We start from the raw sequence: 18,537 nt of genomic DNA, 5'->3' as shown, positions 1-18,537 counted from the left end.
GCCACGACCAACAGGTCTAGCCGGCCCGCGGCCGTACGGTTGGCCAGTGCCCGTCACCGACCTGTTCGCGCGGCGGGGCCATCGAGTTCGGCGTCGCCGGCCATGGCGGCGCCGGCGGCACCGGCGGCGACTCCGGGACGGTCACGGGCAGCGCACCCGGTACCGGGGACACCGGTGGGGCCGGCGGGGCGGCCGGCGCCGGCGGCGAGGTGATCGGAATCGGGTTCGGCGGTGACGGCGGTACCGGCGGGGCCGGCGGCAACTCCCCGACCGGCCACGGCGGAAACGGCGGTACCGGCGGAGACGGCGGCGGCCCGGGGCTGATCGGCCCTGCCGGTCACGGCGGCGCCGGCGGCCAAGGCGGCACCGGCCCCGGCGGCGACGGCACCAGCGGACAGCCAGGACAGCCCGGCTAAGGCGTCAGTGCCAGGGCATGTCGCGCCAGGAGTAGTTCGCCCCGTCGCCGATGTCGTGCACGCCGTAGTAGTCCCAGTAGTAGTCATGGCAGATGTTGCCGTCCCACGGGACGGGCCGGCCCGCGGGAAGGACGTCACCGGGGCACCAGTGCTGGCAGGATTTCCCGGCCGGGCACGGGGCGGCCTGGGCGGAGGGCGCGACCAGCCCCGCGCCGCCGAACATCAGCAGCGCCGTTGCTAATCCCGCGATCGTTGCTTTCATACCCACGGGATTATTCCCCTCGGCGGCCGCTGGTGTCCTGCGAAAACGGGAAAATTGCCGCGCTTGGCTCATGTCGGGCTCCTTCGTTGCTGGCGGTCCTGCGCCAAGTGCACACCGCCCGCGGCGCTACCGATCCCAACCGCGGATTCGTCGCAGTGTTCAATCGATGCATGTTGAGCCTGGCCGAAATATCCGACCGCCTAGAGATCCAGCAGCTGCTGGTGGACTACTCCACCGCCATCGACAACCGCCGCTTCGACGACCTGGACAAGGTCTTCACGGCCGACGCCTACATCGACTACACCGCCCTCGGGGGCATCGAGGGCCACTATCCGGAGGTCAAGAAATGGCTGTCCGAGGTGCTGCCGAACTTTCCGGTCTACGCGCACATGCTCGGCAACTTCTCGGTGAACATCGACGGCGACAAGGCCTCATCGCGCGTCATCTGCTTCAACCCGATGGTGCTCGGCGGCGACAATGACCAGATCCTGTTCTGCGGCCTGTGGTACGACGACGAGTTCGTCCGCACCCCCGAGGGTTGGCGGATGACGCGGCGGGTGGAGACCAAGACCTTCCAGAAGGTCATGTAGCGGGATTTCTGGCGGGCGGCCCTGTTCTGGCACAATGGGCGGCTGTCCGCCGCGCGACCAAGGCCGTGTGGCGGTCATACACGCGAGGCAAAACCGGACCCCGGCATCCCGCCCGGGTCGCTGAATTGCAGCGTGACACATACAGGAGAAGTCGCTTAACCATGGCTGTCAAAATCAAGCTGACCCGGCTTGGCAAGATCCGCAATCCCCAGTACCGCATCGCCGTCGCCGACGCCCGGACCCGCCGCGACGGCCGCTCGATCGAGGTCATCGGCCGGTATCACCCGAAGGAAGACCCGAGCCTGATCGAGATCAACTCCGAGCGCGCCCAGTACTGGCTTTCGGTGGGGGCCCAGCCGACCGAGCCGGTCCTCAAGCTGTTGAAGATCACCGGTGACTGGCAGAAGTTCAAGGGGCTGCCGGGCGCCGAGGGCAGCCTGCAGACCAGGCCGCCCAAGCCGTCCAAGCTGGAGCTGTTCAACGCCGCGCTGGCCGAGGCCGACGGCGCGCCCACCACCGAGGCGGCCAAGCCGAAGAAGAAGGCCCCGGCCAAGAAGGCCGCCAAGGCGGCCGAGGCGCCTGAGGCGGCGGCTGAAGAGGCGGCCGAGCCCGCCGCCGCCGCGGAGCCGGCCGCCGAGGCCGCGCCGGCCGAGGGCGGCGAGCAGTCCGAGCAGTCCGAGCCGGCCCAGGAAGGCTGACCGAGGTGAGCACCGTCGTCGTCGACGCTGTCGAGCATCTGGTCCGCGGGATCGTCGACAATCCCGACGATGTCCGGGTGGACATGGTCACCAGCCGGCGTGGGCGCACCGTGGAGGTGCACGTCCATCCCGACGACCTGGGCAAGGTGATCGGTCGCGGCGGACGCACCGCGACCGCGTTGCGCACGCTGGTCGCCGGCATCGGCGGCCGCGGCATCCGCGTCGACGTGGTGGACACCGACCAGTAGCGCTCCCGTGGAGTTAACGGTCGGGCGCGTGGTCAAGGCGCACGGCATCGGCGGCGAGGTGGTCGTGGAAATCCGCACCGACGATCCCGCGGCGCGGTTCGCCCCGGGTAACACGTTGCGCGCCAAGAACTCCCGTACCGGCGAGGAGCGCACCGTCGTCGTCGACCAGGCGCGCGAGCACGGCGGCCGGCTGCTGGTGCGATTGGCCGGGGTGGAGGACCGCGACGCCGCCGACGCGCTGCGCGGCAGTTTGTTCGTCGTCGACTCCGACGAGCTGCCGCCGATCGACGAGCCGGACACCTACTACGACCACCAGCTCGAAGGGCTTGCCGTCCGCACGACGGCGGGGCTCGACGTCGGAGTCGTCGCCGAGGTGCTGCACACCGCGGCCGGCGAATTATTGGCGGTGCGGCGCGATTCCGGCGAGGTGCTGGTGCCGTTCGTCGGCGCGATCGTCACGTCGGTGTCACTGGACGACGGGTTGATCGTGATCGATCCGCCCGACGGCCTGCTGGAGCTGTAGGGGGCAGTCGTGCGAATAGACGTCATCACGATTTTCCCGGCGTACCTGGATCCCCTGCGACAGTCGTTGCCGGGCAAGGCGATTGCGTCGGGGCTGGTCGACCTGCACGTGCACGACCTGCGCCGGTGGACCCACGACGTGCACCATTCGGTGGACGACGCACCCTACGGCGGCGGCCCCGGGATGGTGATGAAGGCCCCGGTCTGGGGCGACGCCCTGGACGAGACCTGTTCGGGTGAAACGCTTTTGGTGGTTCCGACGCCGGCTGGCGCGTTGTTCACGCAGGCGACCGCCCAGCGCTGGACCACCGAGCGGCACCTGGTGTTCGCCTGCGGGCGTTACGAGGGCATCGACCAGCGGGTCATCGAGGACGCCGCCCGACGGATGCGGGTCGAGGAGGTCTCCATCGGGGACTACGTGCTGCCCGGCGGGGAGTCGGCGGCCGTGGTGATGATCGAAGCGGTGCTGCGGCTGATCGCCGGGGTGCTGGGCAATCCCGCGTCGCTACAGGACGATTCGCACTCGCCCGCGCTGAACCGGCTGCTGGAGGGGCCCAGCTACACCCGCCCGCCGAGTTGGCGCGGGCTCGACGTCCCCGAGGTGCTGCTGTCCGGTGACCACGCGCGAATCGCGGCCTGGCGCCGCGAGGTTTCGCTGCAGCGCACCCGCGAGCGCCGCCCCGACCTATTGGGCTGAGCCCGTCAGATCCGGCCGTTGGGGAATATCGTCTTGACGGCCTGGGTGATCGTCTGGCGCGCGGTGGCGTCGTCGGACGGCTGTAGCGACTGGACCACCATCACGTAGCGGTGGTCGGCGCCGATCACGCCGGTCGACAGGTGCACCCAGTCGGCGCCGATGCAGCACATCCAGCCCTGCTTGACCGCCACCGGCTCGGCGAACAGGCCGTCTGGGATGCCGAACCGCTGCGGGTAGCCGTCGACTCCGGTCGGCGTGGACCGGGCCAGATCGTTGACGATGACCGCGGCCCGCTCGGTCGGCAGCCCGCCCGACCCGTCGAGCAGCGCGTCGTAGTAGTGGATCAGGTCGCTCAGCGAGCTCATGGTGTTCCACCAGCGCCCGTCGCTGGGCGGCGTGGTGGAGGACAGCCCGTACCGGCCCGCGACCTGGGTGATGATGTTGTCGCCGCCGCCCTGGCCCCAGAACTTTTCGGCCGCGCCGTCGTCGGACGACTGCAACATGACGTCCAGGGCCTGGCGGTCGTCGGGGGACAGGGCGGCCCTGCCCTGGGACTCGGCCAGCAACAGATCGTCGGCGATGAAGAGCTTGGCCACCGACGCGGTGCCGACGATTTGGCTGTTGCCGTTGGAGACCAGCTCATGCGTCTTGCGGTCCAGGACGGCGACCGACAGCGTGGCCCCGGCGCCGGCCGCCTCGTCGATGGCCCGCTGGATCCGCGCCGGCAGGCCGCCGAACACCGTGCCGGACAGCGCCTCCGGCGGCCCGTGCATCGGCAGGGTGTCCAACAGCAGCTGAACCGTCTCCGGCTGTGGTTGGGACTGCCGAACGGGCTGGCCGTGCCCGGGGATGGAGGGCTTTCCCTGGCCCTGCGGCTCGACCAACGCCTCGTCGCACCCGGCCAGCACCAGCGTCACCGCCGCCACGGCGGCGAGCACGGCGAGCGGGCGGGTGCGCATGCGTCGGTCTCCTCGGTCTGCGCGGACGTTAAACGCGCACGTGGCGGGGCCGTTTCGGCCCGAATCATGTGTACCACTCACCAGCGTCTTTGGGGTGCTTAGAACCGCGAGGTTTACCTGTGATTTTCAATGCACGCGGGCCGTCTGGCACAATTGTTCAGTTGTCTCGAACCCGTCAGCGGGCCGGGCCGTTTCCCGGCGGCTGCGAGATGCGCACTAAAAGCCCGAAAACCATCGGCTTGATGACCGCCCCACGCCCGCGTGTGGGCAGCCGTCGCAGGCCGCGACCGCAAGGAAGAGTGTTCCTACGATGAACCGGCTGGACTTCGTCGACCAGACGTCGCTGCGCGACGACATCCCGGCCTTTAGCCCGGGCGACACCATCAACGTGCACGTCAAGGTCATCGAGGGCGCCAAGGAGCGTATCCAGGTGTTCAAGGGCGTGGTGATCCGCCGGCAGGGCGGAGGCATCCGCGAGACGTTCACCGTGCGCAAGGAGAGCTACGGCGTCGGCGTCGAGCGGACCTTCCCGGTGCACTCGCCGAACATCGACCATATCGAGGTGGTGACCCGTGGCGACGTCCGCCGCGCCAAGCTGTACTACCTGCGTGAGCTGCGCGGCAAGAAGGCAAAGATCAAGGAAAAGCGCTGACCGGGCGCGGTTTATCGGCCCACAAACCGAGCTGGCTACGCTGATCTCGTGACCGATACCCCGGACTCACCCGAGCGCCAGCCCGACGCCGGTCAGCCAGAGCCGAAGGTCTCCACCGCCGACCCCGACGCGCCCGCCGAAGCCTCGCCGCCCGCGGCGGACGAGCCGGAGCCCAAGAAGAAGTCCACGCTGCGCGAGCTCGCGCTTCTCGCGGTGATCGCCGTGGTCCTCTACTACGTCATGCTGACGTTCGTCGCCCGCCCCTACCTGATCCCGTCGGAATCGATGGAGCCCACGCTGCACGGGTGCACGGGCTGCGTCGGCGACCGGATCATGGTCGACAAGCTGAGTTACCGGTTCGGTCAGCCGCACCCCGGTGACGTGATCGTCTTCAAGGGCCCGCCGTCGTGGAACGCCGGCTACAAGTCGATCCGGTCGAACAACACCGTGTTGCGCTGGGTGCAGAACGCGCTGTCGTTCATCGGTTTCGTGCCGCCCGACGAGAACGACCTGGTCAAGCGGGTCATCGCGGTGGGCGGGCAGACCGTGCAGTGCCGAGCCGAGACGGGGCTGACCGTCGACGGCAAGCCGCTCAAGGAGCCGTATCTCGATCCGAACACGATGATGGCCGACCCGTCGAAGTACCCCTGCCTGGGCAGCGAGTTCGGGCCCGTCGCCGTCCCGGCGGGCCGGCTGTGGGTGATGGGGGACAACCGGACCCACTCGGCGGATTCCCGGGCCCACTGCACCAGCGTCCCGACCGAAGCCCTCAAGGGCATCCTGTGCACCGGTGACCCGAATTCGGGAACCGTGCCGGTCGCCAACGTCATCGGCAAGGCCCAATTCATCGTGTGGCCGCCGTCGCGGTGGGGTGGCGTCGGGTCGGTGAACCCCCAGCAGAGTCAGTAGCGATGGCCACCACGTGGCCGCCGCGGACCGTCATCCGCAAATCGTCCGGATTGCGCACCCTGGAGTCGGCGCTGTATCGCAGCGGCCTCGGGCCGGTGGCCGGCGTCGACGAGGTGGGCCGCGGCGCCTGCGCCGGCCCGCTGGTGGTGGCGGCCTGCGTGCTCGGCCCGAGCCGACTGGAAAGCCTTGCGGCCCTTGATGACTCGAAGAAGCTCACCGAAAAGGCGCGGGAGAGGCTGTTCCCCTTGATCCGCCGCTACGCCCTGGCGTACCACGTGGTCTTCATCCCGCCGGAGGAGGTGGACCGGCGCGGGGTGCACGTGGCCAACATCGAGGGCATGCGGCGCGCGGTGGCCGGCCTTTCGGTGCGCCCGGGTTACGTGCTCAGCGACGGCTTCCGGGTGCCCGGCCTGCCGATGCCGTCGCTGCCGGTGATCGGCGGGGACGCCGTGGCGGCGTGCATCGCCGCGGCCAGCGTGCTGGCCAAAGTCAGCCGCGACCGGCTGATGGTCGCGATGGACGCCGATCACCCCGGCTACGGCTTCGCCGACCACAAGGGCTACAGCACGCCGGCACATTCGACGGCGCTGACCGAGCTAGGCCCCTGCGCCCAGCACCGCTATTCGTTCATCAACGTCCGGCGCGTGGCGACCGGATCCGGTGCGCGCGTGGTGGCGGAGTGCAAACCGGACCCTCCGGCCGAGCCTGGCGGATGCCGGTGAGGAAAGATGGGACCAGGTTCCCACGTCAGGGAGAGGGACGTCTGAGCAGATGAGTGCAGAAGATCTCGAAAAGTACGAAACCGAGATGGAGCTCTCGCTGTACCGCGAATACAAGGACATCGTCGGCCAGTTCAGCTACGTCGTGGAAACCGAGCGGCGCTTCTACCTGGCCAACAGTGTCGAGATGACGCCGCGCAACGCCGACGGCGAGGTGTACTTCGAGCTGCGGCTGTCCGACGCGTGGGTGTGGGACATGTACCGGCCGGCCCGCTTCGTCAAGCAGGTGCGCGTGGTCACCTTCAAGGACGTCAACATCGAAGAGGTCGAGAAGCCCGAGTTGCGGCTGCCGGAGTAGTCCGGGGTTAAGTCCCGGGGTTAAGCCGTTTCGCCGTTGGCCGGCAATTGGCCGCGATTCTCGATGACGGCGCGCGCCACATCGGCGAGCTTGATGTTCAGCGCCTGGGAATGCCGGCGCAGCAGGTCGAACGCCTGGTCTTCGGACATGTCGTGCAAAAGCATCAACATGCCGACCGCCTTGCCGGTCTCGCGATTGCTCATCAGCCCCCGGCGCAGGCTCGCGGCGTCCTCGCCCTTCGCGACCGCGTTGATGGCCACGCTGGCGAACGACGCCAGCACCGCCGCCCGGCCCGCGGATTCGGCGTCGAACACGTTGGGACTGTCGCTGAACAGGTTGAGCGCGGCCCCCTTGCGCTTGTCGACGAGGAGGCGAAAGCCCATGGCCCCGCGCACCGGCGTCTCCTCGATGAGGACCTTGGCGAGCCTGGGCCACAGCGACGGCGTGGTCAGGTCGGGGTCGATCTGGGGGGTCTCCTCCTCGATCGCGTCGACGCACGGGCCGTCGCCGGAACGCCGTTCCATCTCGTCGATGTGCTGCGCGACCTGGTCGCTGGCGCCGACCGTGACGTAGCGGTCGCCTTCGCGCACCAGCAGGCTGGCGTGGTCACAACCGCGCACGGTCAGGGTCGCGGCGATGCAGATGGCCGCGTACATCTGTTTGGCGTCCGAGCCCTGGTAGATGATCTCGGCCAGGGCGGCGAAGACCGTCGCCGGGTCGGCCTTGTCCCCGCCCGGTGTCGAACTCGAGTCGTCTGCCACCCTTTTGCCCCGTTCCCGCTCGTGATCCCTTGTCGAGAGTATCGGCCGGCGACTTTCGCGAGCGCGGTTTGGTAGGCGGTTCCGAAGGGAAGCACACCCGGGTGGGACTGACAGTGGCGGTGACCGGGCCAACCGGGGAGATCGGTGTTGCGGCGGTGACGGCGCTCGAGCGGGAGCCCGCGGTGGAGACGATCATCGGGATGGCGCGCCGGCCCTTCGACCCGGCTTCGTGCGGCTGGCAGAAAACCACCTACCAGCAGGGCGACATCACCGACCGCGAGGCCGTCGACGCCCTGGTGGCCCAGGCCGACGTGGTGGTCCATCTGGCATTCATCATCATGGGCTCGCGCGACGAGAGTGAACGCATCAACCTGCAGGGCACCCGAAACGTGTTCGAGGCGACGGTCGCCGCGCAGCGGCCGCGGCGCCTCGTGTACACCTCGTCGGTGGCGGCCTACGGCTACCACTCCGACAATCCGGTCCCGCTGACCGAGGACGTGCCGACGCGGGGAACCGCCGAGCACTACTACTCGGCGCAGAAGGCCGCGTGCGAGGCGCTGCTCGCCGACATCACCGAGGGCTCGTCGCTGGAGGTGTTCGTGCTGCGGCCGTGCATCGTCGCCGGGCCCCGCGCGACGGCTTTGGCCGACGCGATGCCCTGGAACCAGCTGCCCGCCCCGGTGCGCGCCGTCGCCAAGGTGGCGCCGGTGCTGAAGCCGGTCGTGCCGGATCCGGGTATCCCGTTGCAGCTGGTCCACCACGACGACGTCGCGGAAGCGATCGCGCTGGCGGCGACGGCCCCCGCGCCGCCGGGCGCCTACAACATCGCCGGCGACGGGGTGGTGACGGTGTCGGATGTGGCCAAGGCGCTTGGTGGGCGGCCGGTGCGGGTTCCCGCGATCGCCGCCTCGGCGGCGTCGGCGGCGATTTCCAAGGTGCCCTTTGTCCCGTCCATGCTCGAATGGCTGCACTCCGCGCGGACGTCGGTGGTGATGGACACCGGCAAGGCCCGGACCGTGCTCGGGTGGCGGCCGGTCCACTCGTCGGCGGAGACGCTGGCGGCGCTCGCCGAGGCGGTCTGAGGCCGGCCAATGTAGTTTGGCTGCATGAGGTTCGGCTGGTGAGCCGCGTGACGGCGCGGCGGCGCGCGCGGCATCTGACCGCCGACCGCTCCGTCACCCGGCCCGAAACCCTGGCCGTCGAGGAGCCGCTGGAGATCCGTGTCAACGGCGCGCCCGTGACGGTGACGATGCGCACGCCAGGCTCGGATTTCGAACTGGCGCAAGGCTTTCTGCTCACCGAGGGCGTTATCGGCGGGCGCGACGACGTGCGGACCATCCGCTACTGCGACGACCGCGCCGACCCGAACACGTACAACGTCCTGGACGTCACGCTGGCTCCCGGGGTCGCCCCGCCGGACCTCGACGTCACCCGCAACTTCTACACCACGTCGTCGTGCGGCGTCTGCGGCAAGGCGTCGCTGGACGCGGTGCGGTTGATCGGACGCTTCTCGCCCGGTTCGGACCCGGCGACCGTTTCCGCGGCCACGCTCAAGGCGATGCCGGGCCAATTGCGCTCCGCGCAAAAGGTTTTCGACAGCACCGGTGGGCTGCACGCCGCGGCGTTGTACGGCGTCGACGGAACGCCGCTGGTGGTCCGCGAGGACATCGGCCGGCACAACGCGGTCGACAAGGTCGTCGGCTGGGCGCTGGAACGTGGGCGCGTTCCGCTGCAGGCCTGCGTGCTGCTGGTCAGCGGGCGGGCGTCGTTCGAGCTGACGCAGAAGGCCGTGCTGGCCGGAATTCCCGTGCTGGCCGCGGTGTCCGCGCCGTCGTCGCTGGCGGTGTCGCTGGCCGAGGAGTCCGGCATCACGCTGGTGGCGTTCCTGCGGGAGGACTCGATGAACGTCTACACCCGGGCCGACCGGATCGGGTAGGGCCATGTCGCGGTTCAAGACGGAAATGGCGACCTGCCCCGCCTGCCGGCGCGAGGCCGAGGCCACGGTCGAGTACACCTACGACAGCGACGGCAACGTGACCGGCAGGCGGGTACGCGACGTGCACTGCCGGGCCGCCGACTGCCCGGGCAACGACGTGCCCCCGCACTGGAGCTAGCGTCCGGGTCAACCGGCGCCGGTCGCGGCTGTGGATGGACGCCGGACTGGGGATAACCGCCCGCCGCACCGGGCTCCAGGCCGCTGACCGGACCGCGCGTGTCAGCGCAGCCGGGCACCTTGGCCCGCATGACGACCGAACACACCATGACCCGCGTCCAGCTGGGCGCGATGGGCGAGGCGCTCGCGGTGGATCACCTGACCCGGATGGGGTTGCGGATCCTGGACCGCAACTGGCGCTGCCGCTACGGCGAGCTGGACGTGATCGCGGCCGACGAGGCCACCCGCACCGTGGTTTTCGTCGAGGTGAAGACCCGCACCGGGGACGGCTACGGCGGGCTGGCGTACGCGGTGACCCCGCGCAAGGTGTGGCGGCTGCGCCGGCTGGCCGGGCTGTGGCTGGCCGGCCAGGACACGCGGTGGGCGGCGCTGCGCATCGACGTGATCGGCGTGCGGGTCGGGCGCCGCCGCACCCCCGAAATCACCCACCTGCAGGGCATCGGCTGATGGCGCTGGGGCGGGCGTTCTCGGTGGCGGTGCGCGGGTTGGACGGCGCGACGGTCGAAATCGAGGCATTCATCACCAATGGCCTGCCGGGCGTCCACCTGGTCGGGCTGCCCGACGCCGCCCTGCAGGAGTCGCGCGACCGGGTCCGGGCGGCGGTCACCAACTGCGGCAACGACTGGCCCCAGGCCCGGCTCACGCTCGCGCTGTCGCCGGCGACGCTGCCGAAGATGGGATCGGTCTACGACATCGCCCTGGCCGCCGCCGTGCTGTCGGCGCAGCGCAAACACCCGTGGGAGCGCCTGGAGAAGACGGTGCTGCTGGGCGAGCTGTCGCTGGACGGCCGGGTGCGACCGGTGCGCGGGGTGCTGCCGGCCGTGCTGGCCGCCAAACGCGACGGCTGGCCGGCCGTCGTCGTCCCGGTGGACAACCTCGCCGAGGCGAGCCTGATCGACGGGATCGAGGTGTGGGGCGTGCGTACGCTGCGGCAACTGAAGGGCTGGCTCGGTGGCTCCGGCGGCCTGGACGGCCGGATCAGCGGGGGAGTCACCGAGCCGGAGCCGGCGGCCGATCTGGCCGACGTGGTCGGGCAGGCGCAGGCGCGGTTCGCGGTGGAGGTCGCGGCCGCCGGGGCGCACCACCTCATGCTCACCGGACCGCCCGGGGTCGGCAAAACGATGCTGGCGCAACGCCTTCCGGGGCTGCTGCCGCCGCTGTCGGACGACGAGTCGCTGGAGGTCACCGCGATTCACTCTGTGGTCGGGCTGCTGTCGGCGGACACGCCCCTGATCACCCGGCCGCCGTTCGTGGCGCCGCACCACAGCTCCAGCGTCGCCGCGCTCGTCGGCGGGGGATCGGGGATGGCCCGCCCGGGCGCCGTCAGCCGGGCGCACCGCGGGGTGTTGTTCCTCGACGAATGCGCAGAGATCAGCGTCAGCGCGCTGGAAGCGCTGCGAACGCCGTTGGAAGACGGGGAGATTCGCCTCGCCCGCCGCGACGGGGTGGCATGTTACCCCGCCCGCTTCCAGCTGGTGCTGGCCGCCAACCCGTGCCCGTGCGCGCCGGCCGACCCGCAGGACTGCGTCTGCGCGGCCCCGGCCAAACGCCGTTACCTGGGCAAGCTGTCCGGCCCGCTGATGGACCGCGTCGACCTGCGGGTGCAGATGCATCCGGTGCGGGCCGGGGCGATCGCGGTCGCCGGCGGCGAGTCGACGGCGCAGGTTCGCCGGCGGGTGGCGGCGGCGCGCGACGCGGCCGCCGAGCGGTGGCGCCCACACGGATTCCGCACCAACGCCGAGGTGAGCGGAACGCTGTTGCGGCGAAAGTTTCGGCCCAGCAACGCCGCGATGGACCCGCTGAAAAAGGCGCTGGACCGTGGGCTGCTCAGCATCCGCGGCCTGGACCGCACGCTGCGGGTCGCGTGGAGCCTGGCGGACCTGGCGGGCCGGCCGATGCCCGGCGTCGAGGAAGTCGCCACCGCGCTCAGCTTCAGGCAACCGGGGGCGCAGCGATGACCGATCACGTGGAGCGGGCGTGGGCCTACCTGTCCCGGGTGGCCGAACCGCCCTGCGCGCCGCTCGCCGCCCTGGTGCGACGCGTGGGACCGGTCGAGGCCGCCGACCGGGTCCGGCGCGGATCGGTCGACGCCGACCTGGCACGCCACACCGAGGCCAGGCGCGAAATCGACCGCGCCGCGGCCGATCTCGACTTCCTCGACGACCGAGGCGGCCGGTTGATCACGCCCGACTCCGACGAGTGGCCGCTGCTCGCGTTCGCCGCCTTCGGCAATGCCGAGGTCAGGGCCCGCGGCGGGCCACCCATGGTGTTGTGGGCGATGGGCCCGGCGCGCCTCGACGAGGTGGCCCAACGCGCGGCGGCCGTAGTCGGAACGCGGGCGTCGACCGTATACGGCGAGCAGGTGGCCGACGACCTGGCCGCCGGGCTGGTCGAGCGCGACGTGGCGGTGGTCTCCGGCGGCGCGTACGGCATCGACGGCGCGGCGCACCGCTCGGCGCTGAACGGCGACGGAATCACCGTGGCCGCGCTTGCCGGCGGGCTCGACATCCCTTATCCGGCGGGCAATTCCGGGCTGCTGCATCGGATCGGCCAGCAGGGGTTGGTGTTCACCGAATACCCGCCCGGTGTCCGCCCGGCCCGGCACCGGTTCCTCACCCGCAACCGGCTGGTCGCCGCGGTCGCCGGGGCGGCGGTGGTGGTCGAGGCCGGCCTGCGCAGCGGCGCGGCCAACACCGCGGCGTGGGCGCGGGCGCTCGGCCGGGTGGTGGCGGCGGTGCCCGGACCCGTGACGTCGTCGGCGTCGGCGGGTTGTCACGCGCTGTTGCGCAACGGCGCGCACCTCGTCACCCGCGCCGACGACGTCGTCGAGCTCGTCGGCCGCATCGGAGAGCTGGCGCTCGAAGAGCCGCGGCCCAGCACGCCGCTCGACGGGCTGGGCGACGCCGAGCGCCGGGTGTACGAGGCGTTGCCCGGTCGCGGCGCCGCCACGGTCGACGAGCTCGCCGTCGCGTCGGCGCTGGCGCCCGAGCAGGTGCTCGGGCCGCTGGCCATGCTCGAGATGGCCGGTTTGGCGCGCCGCGACGACGGGCGGTGGCGGATTGTCCGCGCCGGCGCGGCCCGGGCCGCCACGGCGCGGCTCGTATAGTCGACGGGGGTCGGGTCCGACAGGAGGATAAGTGGCAGGTCGACCTCTACAAAGCTTCGAAGTAACCCGCACCGAGCAGCTCACCCCGCACATGGTCCGGGTGGTGCTCGGCAGCAGTCATTTCGAGACCTTCGCGCCCAGCAAATTCACCGACTCGTATGTCAAGTTGGCCTTCGTCACCGACGACGTCGACATGGCGGCGTTGCCGCAGCCGTTGACCCTGGACAGCTTCGCCGACCTGCCCCCGGAGAAGAAGCCGTCGGTGCGGACCATGACCGTGCGCGGCGTCGACGTCGCCGCCGGCGAGCTCACGATCGACATCGTCGTGCACGGCGAGCACGGGGTCGCGGGCACGTGGGCGGCCTCGGCCCAACCCGGCCAGCCGATCTATCTGATGGGACCGGGCGGCGCCTACACCCCCGACCCCGCCGCCGATTGGCACCTCTTGGCCGGCGACGAGTCGGCGCTTCCGGCCATCGCCACGGCGCTGGAAGCCTTGCCCCCCAACGCCGTTGGCAAGGCCTTCATCGAGGTCGCCGGCCAGGAAGACGAGATCCCGCTGACCGCACCGGACAACGTCGAGGTGAGCTGGGTCTACCGCGGCGGTCGCGCCGACCTGGTGCCCGAGGACCGCGCCGGTGACTTCGCGCCGCTGATCGAGGCGGTCACCACCGCGCAGTGGCTGCCCGGGCAGGCGCACGTGTTCATCCACGGCGAGGCGCAAACCGTCATGCACAACCTGCGGCCCTACATCCGCAAGGAGCGCGGCGTGGACGCGCAATGGGCTTCCTCGATCTCGGGGTACTGGCGGCGCGGCCGCACCGAGGAAACGTTCCGGCAGTGGAAGAAGGAGCTGGCCGAGGCGGAGGCGGGGGCTTAAGCCGGGCATGGCGCATTTCGGGGACTACCAGAACGAGATCTACCTGCAGGGCCTGGCCGGCGTGGTGCCGCAGTTTCCGATGGTGTTCTCCGAGTTGGAGGCCAAGGCGGCCACGGCGCTGCCGCCCTCGGTCTGGTCCTACGTCGCGGGCGGGGCCGGCGACGAGCGCACGCAGCGGGCCAACTGCACGGCATTCGAGGGCTGGGGCTTGATCCCGCGCATGTTCGTCGGCGCCGCCCAACGCGACCTGTCCGTCGAACTGTTCGGGATGACCCTGCCGTCGCCGGTCTTCATGGCGCCCATCGGGGTCATCGGCATCTGCGCCCAGGACGGCCACGGCGACCTGGCCACCGCGCGCGCGGCCGCGGCCACCGGCGTGCCGATGGTGGCCTCCACCTTGACGGTCGATCCGATGGAAGACGTGGCCGCCGCCCTCGGCGACACGCCCGGCTTCTTCCAGCTCTACACACCGACCGATCGGGACGTGGCCGCCAGCCTCGTGCGGCGCGCCGAGGCGGCCGGCTTCAAGGGCATCGCCGTCACCCTCGATACCTGGGTGACGGGCTGGCGCCCCCGCGACCTGAGCACGTCGAACTTTCCCCAGCTGCGGGGGCACTGCCTGGCCAACTACACCAGCGACCCGGTCTTTCGCGCCGGCCTGCCGCGGCCACCCGAGGAGGACCCGCAGGGCGCGGTGCTGCGCTGGATACAGCTCTTCGGAAACGCGCTGACCTGGGACGACCTGCCCTGGCTGCGCTCGCTGACCGACCTGCCGCTGCTGGTGAAGGGCATCTGCCATCCCGACGACGCGCGGCGCGCCCGGGACGGCGGCGTCGACGGCATCTACTGCTCCAACCACGGCGGCCGGCAGGCCAACGGCGGCCTGCCGGCGATCGACTGCCTGCCCGGCGTGGTCGAGGCGGCCGGCGGGCTGCCCGTGCTCTTCGACTCCGGCATCCGCAGCGGCGCCGACATCATCAAGGCGCTCGCGCTGGGAGCCACCGCGGTGGGGATCGGCCGCCCGTACGCCTACGGCCTGGCTCTTGGTGGCGTCGACGGGATCGTGCACGTGCTGCGCACGATGCTCGCCGAGGCCGACCTGATCATGGCCGTCGACGGGTATCCGACGCGCAAAGATCTCACCCCGGAAACGCTTCGGCGCGTCAGCTGAGCCGAACCCGCCGCGCCTGCGACGGTAAGGGCGTGGAGGCGATCCTCGAGGAGTTCGACGAGTACCTGGCGCTGCAATGCCACCGCTCGGCGCACACCCGCCGGGCGTACCTGGGCGACCTGCGCTCGCTGTTCGCGTTCCTGGACGGCCGCGGCGTGGAAAGCCTGAGCCTGCCGGTGCTGCGGGCGTGGCTGGGCTCGGCCGCCGGCGCGGGCGCGGCCCGCACCACGCTGGCCCGCCGCACCTCGGCGGTCAAGGCGTTCACCGCGTGGGCGGCGCGGCGCGGCCTGATCACCGGGGACCCGGCCGCGCGCCTGCAGGTGCCCAAGGCGCATCGCACCCTGCCGTCGGTGCTGCGCCGGGATCAGGCGCTGCAGGCCCTGGCGGCCGCGAAATCCGGTGCGCAACAAGGGGATCCGCTGGCCCTGCGGGACCGGCTGATCGTCGAGATGCTGTACGCCACCGGAATTCGGGTGAGCGAGCTGTGCGGCCTGGACGTCGACGACGTGGACACCGGGCTTCGGGTGCTGCGGGTTCTCGGCAAGGGCAACAAGGAACGCAGCGCCCCGTTCGGGGTGCCGGCCGCCGAGGCCCTGCACGCGTGGCTGGCCGACGGTCGTCCCGCCCTGGTGACCGCGGAGTCCGGGCCCGCGTTGCTGCTGGGCGCGCGCGGCGGCCGGCTGGACGTGCGCCAGGCGCGCACCGTCGTGCACCAGACCGTCGCGGCGGTGGACGGCGCCCCCGACATGGGGCCGCACGGGCTACGCCACAGCGCGGCCACCCACCTGCTCGAAGGCGGGGCCGACCTGCGCGTCGTCCAGGAGTTGCTGGGCCATTCCAGCCTGGCGACCACGCAGCTGTACACCCATGTCGCGGTCTCCCGGCTGCGCGCCGTGCACGACCAGGCCCACCCCCGCGCCTGAGTGTTGCGCCAGGGACCTCGGGTGTGACCCCTGGGCGACGACACGCCGAGCGGGGTCGCCCAAGGTTCACACGCGGGCCTACCCGTCGAGCGGCTTCAGCCGGACCGGCGTGGCCTTCAACAGCCCCAGCGGGTCCACGTAGTCCGCGCGCGACGCCGGGCCCCACATCGCGCCCCAGTGCAGGCACGCCGCGGCCCGGCAGCCGGCGTGCCCGGGCACCAGCGAGCCGATCACCGTCTCGGCGGTCACCGCCTGACCCACCCGCACCACCGCCCGGACCGGCTCGTAGCTGGTCCGCAGGCCGCCGGGATGGGCCAGCGACACCACCGGCCGCCCGGCCAGCACCCCGGCGAACACCACGGTCGCCGCGCCCGCGGCGTACACCGGCTGACCGGGCGATCCGGGCAGGTCAACGCCCCGATGCCCGGGACGCCAGTCGGGTGAGGGGCCGTCGAACCCGCGCGCGACGGCCGGGGGCGGCCGCAGCGGCCAATCCAGCCGCACGTCGTCGGCGACGGCCGGCACCGCGCTGACCAGCCCCAGCATCAGCACCAGCGTCATCCACCGCACCGCATCAGTTCAGCGCCGCGCCGCCGATCCGGCCAGCCAGCGCTGTGGACAAAGCACCTGGCTGAACGGTGTAAACTCCATTCCGCGGTCCGTGTAAACGGGCTGACTTCGCGTGTCTGCGCAACAACCGGATGCCGAGCGGTCCCGAGTAAGGGTTCGACATCTCAGCAGGCGCCAGGGCCCGGCCTCACCCGATGCCGGGCGACAACCGACAACAAAGGAATGGCGGCAATGGCTGTCGTAACCATGAAGCAGCTGCTCGACAGCGGCACCCACTTCGGGCATCAGACCCGTCGCTGGAACCCCAAGATGAAGCGGTTCATCTTCACCGACCGCAACGGCATCTACATCATCGACCTGCAGCAGACGCTGACCTTCATCGACAAGGCGTACGAGTTCGTCAAGGAGACCGTCGCCCACGGTGGGTCGGTGCTGTTCGTCGGCACCAAGAAGCAGGCGCAGGAATCGGTCGCGGCCGAGGCCACCCGCGTCGGCATGCCGTACGTCAACCAGCGCTGGCTGGGCGGCATGCTCACCAACTTCTCCACGGTGCACAAGCGCCTGCAGCGCCTCAAGGAGCTCGAGGCGATGGAGCAGACCGGCGGCTTCGAGGGCCGCACCAAGAAGGAGATCCTGGGCCTGACCCGGGAGAAGAACAAGCTGGAGCGCAGCCTCGGCGGCATCCGCGACATGAACAAGGTGCCGTCGGCGATCTGGGTCGTGGACACCAACAAGGAGCACATCGCCGTCGGCGAGGCCCGCAAGCTGGGCATCCCGGTCATCGCGATCCTGGACACCAACTGCGACCCCGACGAGGTCGACTACCCGATCCCGGGCAACGACGACGCGATCCGCTCGGCCGCGCTGCTGACCAAGGTGATCGCCTCCGCGGTCGCCGAGGGTCTGCAGGCCCGCGCCGGCCTGGGCCGCGGCGACGGCAAGCCCGAGGCGGAGTCCGCCGAGCCGCTCGCCGAATGGGAGCAGGAGCTGCTGGCCTCGGCGACAGCAACGGCCGCCACAGCCCCCACCGACGCCGCTGCGGGCCCAACCGAAACAACCACTGACCCCTCCTAGGGAAGGCTGAAATGGCGAATTTCACCGCTGCCGACGTCAAGCGGCTTCGGGAGCTGACCGGCGCCGGCATGTTGGACTGCAAGAACGCGCTGGCCGAGAGTGACGGCGACTTCGACAAGGCCGTCGAGGCGCTGCGGATCAAGGGCGCCAAGGACGTCGGCAAGCGCGCCGAGCGGGCGACGGCCGAGGGCTTGGTCGCGGCCAAGGGCGGCGCGCTCATCGAGCTCAACTCCGAGACCGACTTCGTCGCCAAGAACGCCGAGTTCCAGAAGCTCGCCGACGAGATCGTCGCGGCGGCGGCCGAGTCCAAGGCCACCGACGTCGACGCCCTGAAGGCGGCCAGCACCGGCGCCACCACGGTCGAGCAGGCCATCGCCGACCTGTCGGCCAAGATCGGCGAGAAGCTCGAGCTGCGCCGCGTCGCGTTCTTCGACGGCACCGTCGAGACCTACCTGCACAAGCGCGCGGCGGACCTGCCGCCCGCGGTCGGCGTGCTGGTCGAGTACAGCGGCGCCGACGGCCAGGAGGCCGCGCACGCCGTCGCGCTGCAGATCGCCGCGCTCAAGGCGCGCTACCTGTCCCGCGACGACGTGCCCGAGGACGTGGTGGCCAGCGAACGCCGCATCGCCGAGGAGACCGCCAAGGCCGAGGGCAAGCCGGAGCAGGCGCTGCCCAAGATCGTCGAGGGCCGGCTCAACGGCTTCTTCAAGGACGCGGTGCTGCTCGAGCAGCCGTCGGTGTCCGACAACAAGAAGACCGTCAAGGCCCTGCTCGACGAGGCCGGCGTGACGGTGACGCGGTTCGTGCGCTTCGAGGTGGGCCAGGCCTAGCCACCGAGCGCGAGCGGCT

The 18,537-nt window shown here is 71.0% G+C and carries 23 protein-coding genes and 2 pseudogenes; 21 read left to right on the top strand and 4 right to left on the bottom strand.

Features of this window, described 5'->3' with window-relative positions:
- Window positions 1–209: 209 nt before the first annotated feature.
- A complete protein-coding gene (locus tag A5655_RS29315; RefSeq protein WP_156765024.1) occupies window positions 210–416 on the top strand; it encodes a PE-PGRS family protein in 207 nt (68 codons plus the stop codon).
- A 4-nt stretch (window positions 417–420) separates the two neighbouring features.
- Here A5655_RS29315 and A5655_RS24805 read toward each other — a convergent pair whose 3' ends face one another.
- Window positions 421–678 (bottom strand): hypothetical protein, encoded by a 258-nt coding sequence (locus tag A5655_RS24805; RefSeq protein ID WP_156765023.1) that lies wholly within the window; start codon window positions 676–678, stop codon window positions 421–423.
- A gap of 170 nt (window positions 679–848) precedes the next feature.
- On the opposite strand from A5655_RS24805, the gene A5655_RS24800 reads away from it, so the two are divergent.
- From A5655_RS24800 to trmD, 5 genes are all read left to right on the top strand, one after another.
- Complete coding sequence (locus A5655_RS24800) at window positions 849–1,268, top strand: nuclear transport factor 2 family protein (protein WP_067015041.1); 420 nt, start codon at window positions 849–851, stop codon at window positions 1,266–1,268.
- 161 nt (window positions 1,269–1,429) lie between these two features.
- Window positions 1,430–1,966, top strand: a complete 537-nt coding sequence (gene rpsP / locus A5655_RS24795; protein ID WP_067015030.1) for a 30S ribosomal protein S16 — start codon at window positions 1,430–1,432, stop codon at window positions 1,964–1,966.
- Window positions 1,967–1,971: 5 nt separating this feature from the next.
- The gene (locus tag A5655_RS24790; protein ID WP_003878715.1) at window positions 1,972–2,214 is read left to right on the top strand and encodes an RNA-binding protein; all 243 of its coding nucleotides are present in this window, start codon (window positions 1,972–1,974) and stop codon (window positions 2,212–2,214) included.
- Between the two features lie 7 nt (window positions 2,215–2,221).
- On the top strand, window positions 2,222–2,737 hold the full coding sequence (gene rimM / locus A5655_RS24785) for a ribosome maturation factor RimM (protein WP_067015026.1): 516 nt from the start codon (window positions 2,222–2,224) through the stop codon (window positions 2,735–2,737).
- 9 nt (window positions 2,738–2,746) lie between these two features.
- Complete coding sequence (gene trmD / locus A5655_RS24780) at window positions 2,747–3,433, top strand: tRNA (guanosine(37)-N1)-methyltransferase TrmD (RefSeq protein WP_067015024.1); 687 nt, start codon at window positions 2,747–2,749, stop codon at window positions 3,431–3,433.
- A 5-nt stretch (window positions 3,434–3,438) separates the two neighbouring features.
- On the opposite strand, the gene A5655_RS24775 is transcribed toward trmD, so the two are convergent.
- Entirely contained in the window at window positions 3,439–4,392 is a 954-nt protein-coding gene (locus tag A5655_RS24775; protein WP_067015021.1) for a hypothetical protein, read from the bottom strand.
- A gap of 310 nt (window positions 4,393–4,702) precedes the next feature.
- On the opposite strand from A5655_RS24775, the gene rplS reads away from it, so the two are divergent.
- The 4 genes and pseudogenes from rplS to A5655_RS24755 all read left to right on the top strand — a co-directional run bounded on the left by rplS (window position 4,703) and on the right by A5655_RS24755 (window position 7,030).
- Window positions 4,703–5,044 carry a 50S ribosomal protein L19 gene (rplS, locus tag A5655_RS24770; protein WP_066930268.1) on the top strand — a complete coding sequence of 114 codons (342 nt, stop codon included), beginning with the start codon at window positions 4,703–4,705 and terminating at the stop codon, window positions 5,042–5,044.
- A 48-nt stretch (window positions 5,045–5,092) separates the two neighbouring features.
- Complete coding sequence (gene lepB, locus A5655_RS24765; protein WP_067015014.1) at window positions 5,093–5,953, top strand: signal peptidase I; 861 nt, start codon at window positions 5,093–5,095, stop codon at window positions 5,951–5,953.
- Window positions 5,954–5,955: 2 nt separating this feature from the next.
- Window positions 5,956–6,691 (top strand): annotated as a pseudogene (locus A5655_RS24760) (ribonuclease HII); the annotation flags it as partial.
- Between the two features lie 33 nt (window positions 6,692–6,724).
- Window positions 6,725–7,030, top strand: coding sequence for a DUF2469 domain-containing protein (locus tag A5655_RS24755; RefSeq protein WP_003875077.1), 306 nt, complete (start codon window positions 6,725–6,727; stop codon window positions 7,028–7,030).
- A 20-nt stretch (window positions 7,031–7,050) separates the two neighbouring features.
- On the opposite strand, the gene A5655_RS24750 is transcribed toward A5655_RS24755, so the two are convergent.
- Entirely contained in the window at window positions 7,051–7,791 is a 741-nt protein-coding gene (locus A5655_RS24750) for a GAF and ANTAR domain-containing protein (protein ID WP_067015008.1), read from the bottom strand.
- 101 nt (window positions 7,792–7,892) lie between these two features.
- Between A5655_RS24750 and A5655_RS24745 the strand changes: the two genes are divergently transcribed.
- The 9 genes from A5655_RS24745 (at window position 7,893) to A5655_RS24705 (ending at window position 16,044) form a co-directional block, all read left to right on the top strand.
- On the top strand, window positions 7,893–8,873 hold the full coding sequence (locus tag A5655_RS24745; RefSeq protein ID WP_067015006.1) for an NAD-dependent epimerase/dehydratase family protein: 981 nt from the start codon (window positions 7,893–7,895) through the stop codon (window positions 8,871–8,873).
- A 38-nt stretch (window positions 8,874–8,911) separates the two neighbouring features.
- On the top strand, window positions 8,912–9,727 hold the full coding sequence (gene fdhD, locus A5655_RS24740; protein ID WP_067015005.1) for a formate dehydrogenase accessory sulfurtransferase FdhD: 816 nt from the start codon (window positions 8,912–8,914) through the stop codon (window positions 9,725–9,727).
- 4 nt (window positions 9,728–9,731) lie between these two features.
- Window positions 9,732–9,905, top strand: coding sequence for a 5'-phosphate oxidase (locus tag A5655_RS24735; RefSeq protein ID WP_067015004.1), 174 nt, complete (start codon window positions 9,732–9,734; stop codon window positions 9,903–9,905).
- A gap of 128 nt (window positions 9,906–10,033) precedes the next feature.
- The gene (locus A5655_RS24730; RefSeq protein WP_067015002.1) at window positions 10,034–10,411 is read left to right on the top strand and encodes a YraN family protein; all 378 of its coding nucleotides are present in this window, start codon (window positions 10,034–10,036) and stop codon (window positions 10,409–10,411) included.
- A complete protein-coding gene (locus A5655_RS24725; protein WP_067015001.1) occupies window positions 10,411–11,922 on the top strand; it encodes a YifB family Mg chelatase-like AAA ATPase in 1,512 nt (503 codons plus the stop codon). Before A5655_RS24730 ends, A5655_RS24725 begins: the two co-directional genes overlap by 1 nt.
- Window positions 11,919–13,070, top strand: a complete 1,152-nt coding sequence (dprA, locus tag A5655_RS24720; RefSeq protein WP_067014993.1) for a DNA-processing protein DprA — start codon at window positions 11,919–11,921, stop codon at window positions 13,068–13,070. The genes A5655_RS24725 and dprA overlap by 4 nt, the downstream gene beginning before the upstream one ends.
- A gap of 31 nt (window positions 13,071–13,101) precedes the next feature.
- Entirely contained in the window at window positions 13,102–13,950 is an 849-nt protein-coding gene (locus A5655_RS24715) for a siderophore-interacting protein (protein ID WP_067014991.1), read from the top strand.
- Between the two features lie 7 nt (window positions 13,951–13,957).
- Window positions 13,958–15,121 (top strand): lactate 2-monooxygenase, encoded by a 1,164-nt coding sequence (locus tag A5655_RS24710; RefSeq protein ID WP_067014986.1) that lies wholly within the window; start codon window positions 13,958–13,960, stop codon window positions 15,119–15,121.
- 32 nt (window positions 15,122–15,153) lie between these two features.
- Window positions 15,154–16,044 carry a tyrosine recombinase XerC gene (locus A5655_RS24705; RefSeq protein ID WP_067014984.1) on the top strand — a complete coding sequence of 297 codons (891 nt, stop codon included), beginning with the start codon at window positions 15,154–15,156 and terminating at the stop codon, window positions 16,042–16,044.
- Window positions 16,045–16,131: 87 nt separating this feature from the next.
- Here the strand turns inward: A5655_RS24705 and A5655_RS24700 are convergent.
- A pseudogene (locus A5655_RS24700) lies at window positions 16,132–16,575 on the bottom strand (M23 family metallopeptidase); the annotation flags it as partial.
- A 270-nt stretch (window positions 16,576–16,845) separates the two neighbouring features.
- Here A5655_RS24700 and rpsB point away from each other — a divergent pair.
- Entirely contained in the window at window positions 16,846–17,688 is an 843-nt protein-coding gene (gene rpsB, locus A5655_RS24695) for a 30S ribosomal protein S2 (protein WP_067014976.1), read from the top strand.
- An 11-nt stretch (window positions 17,689–17,699) separates the two neighbouring features.
- Window positions 17,700–18,518 (top strand): translation elongation factor Ts, encoded by an 819-nt coding sequence (gene tsf / locus A5655_RS24690; protein ID WP_067014974.1) that lies wholly within the window; start codon window positions 17,700–17,702, stop codon window positions 18,516–18,518.
- Window positions 18,519–18,537: the final 19 nt, after the last annotated feature.

This window comes from Mycobacterium sp. 1081908.1 (assembly GCF_001673535.1).
Lineage (GTDB): Bacteria > Actinomycetota > Actinomycetes > Mycobacteriales > Mycobacteriaceae > Mycobacterium.
Note: the sequence above shows the minus strand (reverse complement) of the source record. Positions and strands in the feature narration are given on the sequence as shown.

Excerpts from the sequence above, each read along its gene's own strand:
- rplS (WP_066930268.1), top strand. The coding sequence starts at position 4,703 with ATGAACCGGCTGGACTTCGTCGACCAGACGTCGCTGCGCGACGACATC.
- A5655_RS24735 (WP_067015004.1), top strand. The coding sequence starts at position 9,732 with ATGTCGCGGTTCAAGACGGAAATGGCGACCTGCCCCGCCTGCCGGCGC.
- rpsB (WP_067014976.1), top strand. The coding sequence starts at position 16,846 with ATGGCTGTCGTAACCATGAAGCAGCTGCTCGACAGCGGCACCCACTTC.
- rpsP (WP_067015030.1), top strand. The coding sequence starts at position 1,430 with ATGGCTGTCAAAATCAAGCTGACCCGGCTTGGCAAGATCCGCAATCCC.
- A5655_RS24775 (WP_067015021.1), bottom strand. The coding sequence starts at position 4,392 with ATGCGCACCCGCCCGCTCGCCGTGCTCGCCGCCGTGGCGGCGGTGACG.
- A5655_RS24755 (WP_003875077.1), top strand. The coding sequence starts at position 6,725 with ATGAGTGCAGAAGATCTCGAAAAGTACGAAACCGAGATGGAGCTCTCG.
- dprA (WP_067014993.1), top strand. The coding sequence starts at position 11,919 with ATGACCGATCACGTGGAGCGGGCGTGGGCCTACCTGTCCCGGGTGGCC.
- A5655_RS24805 (WP_156765023.1), bottom strand. The coding sequence starts at position 678 with ATGAAAGCAACGATCGCGGGATTAGCAACGGCGCTGCTGATGTTCGGC.
- A5655_RS24725 (WP_067015001.1), top strand. The coding sequence starts at position 10,411 with ATGGCGCTGGGGCGGGCGTTCTCGGTGGCGGTGCGCGGGTTGGACGGC.
- A5655_RS24730 (WP_067015002.1), top strand. The coding sequence starts at position 10,034 with ATGACGACCGAACACACCATGACCCGCGTCCAGCTGGGCGCGATGGGC.
- A5655_RS24800 (WP_067015041.1), top strand. The coding sequence starts at position 849 with ATGTTGAGCCTGGCCGAAATATCCGACCGCCTAGAGATCCAGCAGCTG.
- tsf (WP_067014974.1), top strand. The coding sequence starts at position 17,700 with ATGGCGAATTTCACCGCTGCCGACGTCAAGCGGCTTCGGGAGCTGACC.
- A5655_RS24710 (WP_067014986.1), top strand. The coding sequence starts at position 13,958 with ATGGCGCATTTCGGGGACTACCAGAACGAGATCTACCTGCAGGGCCTG.